Annotated in this window: 2 protein-coding genes and 1 pseudogene; all 3 read right to left on the reverse strand. The window is 63.5% G+C overall.

Annotated features, from left to right (window positions below; translation table 11 throughout):
• Positions 1-275: pseudogene (locus WCE35_RS06105) on the reverse strand (hypothetical protein); the annotation flags it as partial.
• Entirely contained in the window at positions 232-1,287 is a 1,056-nt protein-coding gene (gene virB11 / locus WCE35_RS06110) for a P-type DNA transfer ATPase VirB11 (protein ID WP_424592448.1), read from the reverse strand. The pseudogene WCE35_RS06105 and the gene virB11, both read right to left, overlap by 44 nt.
• On the reverse strand, positions 1,277-1,577 hold a 301-nt coding region (locus tag WCE35_RS06115; RefSeq protein WP_424592449.1), incomplete at its 5' end, for a TrbI/VirB10 family protein. The genes virB11 and WCE35_RS06115, both read right to left, overlap by 11 nt.

Consider the following 1,577-nt stretch of genomic DNA (forward strand, 5'->3'; position numbering starts at 1 on the left):
GCGCTCGCCAGCACCATCGCACCGCCGGCCGCCGTACTCAGGAACAACCGTTTGCGGATCGCTTCCCGATCTCCGTAGTAGTAGCCGTAACGGACCACCGTCAGCGGCGACGCCTCGCGCGGGTTGAGGTGCAGCGACCACAGGAACACGTAGCCGGCCAGGTACGCCGCGACCATCAGTGCCGCCGCGAAGCCCGCGACGATCTTCAGCGCGAGCGTGCGCCGCGCTGGACTAGCGGGCGGCTGCCAGGGCGCTGCGCTTGCGTGCGGGGTCATACCAGATCTCTTTGATGAACCGCTCATGACGATCCACACCAAACTGGATCACGATGTCGACGAGCAGAAGCAGCAGACTCTTGATGTCTGCGCGCGCCAGTTCCGAACCCGCGCGGCTCTGCTTGACCAACAGAACCAGCTGCTCAAATGCGAGTTCGGCGCTGGCTGCATGCACGCTCGTGATCGAACCCGGGTGGCCGGAGTTCACATTGCGCAGATAGTCGAATGCTTCGTCGGCGCGCAGCTCGGCCAGGAGGATGCGGTCCGGCTTCATGCGCAGACAGGCTTCGAGCAACTGCCGTGGCGTGGTTTTCGCCTGTCCCTGGTGTTCCTTGCTGTAGTAGAGCCGGACGTGATTGGGGTGATCATCGAGGACGAGTTCGCGTGCATCTTCGATGGTGATCAGCCGCTCGTCTGGCGGAATCTCCCGGATCAGTGCCTTCGTGTACGTGGTCTTGCCAGATCCCGTTGGCCCGGAGACCACGATGTTCTTGCGGCTCCTAACCGCCAGCCGCATGAACGTCTCGTAGTCCTGGACATCGAGGAGCCGCAGCAGCTCGGTCTCGGTCGCATCGAGCGCATCGCTCGCCCGCCGAGTCGAGCGGAAGATCCCGCTGGCACTGAGTTCACTGAGGGACCAGACAGACTCCGACGGCCGACGGATCGTGATCGCCACGCATCCCGCAGTCGTGGCCGGCGGCATCACCAGCTGCACGCGCTCGCCACCTGGCAGTGAGGCTGAGAGGATCGGTGACTCCTCATCGATGCGCTGGCGGGTCGAATTGGCGATCAGCTTCGCGAGCCTGCGGCACCAGTCGAAGTCCGCGAACGGCAGGCGCTCGCATCGCCAGCCTTCCCGTGATTCGATGAACAGCTCTCCGGGCCGGTTGATGCATAGCTCAGTGATCTCGGGAGACACGAGAAAGGGCCGCAACGGGCGAAGCATGAGTTCAAGTGACGAGACCTCGCCCACCGTTACAGCACCCGCCAGATTGGACGCTTCAGCGTGCATTGGCCGTCGACCTGAGTTCATACACAGAGCGGAAGTCGAGATCCCGGGCGACCAGGATCTGGATTCGATCGCCGTTCTGCTTGCGAACCGTCGGTGGAATGTTCACCGTGCTCTTGAGGACTTCCGTCACTACATCGGAGGCGTTGCTCGGGTTGTAGATGACAGTGCCGCTTCCGCCCCGGGACTGGGCGGCCGCCTGGATCGTGCCGTCGACCATCGAGATCAAGATCGCGGCGCCGAAGCGGTCTAGGAAGTGACGATCGACGACGCCCGGCAAGCCCGACCGTCCA

The organism is Bradyrhizobium sp., assembly GCF_049691595.1.
Lineage (GTDB): Bacteria > Pseudomonadota > Alphaproteobacteria > Rhizobiales > Xanthobacteraceae > Bradyrhizobium.

Coding starts and splice junctions, on each gene's coding strand:
- virB11 (WP_424592448.1), bottom strand. CDS start 1,287: ATGCACGCTGAAGCGTCCAATCTGGCGGGTGCTGTAACGGTGGGCGAG.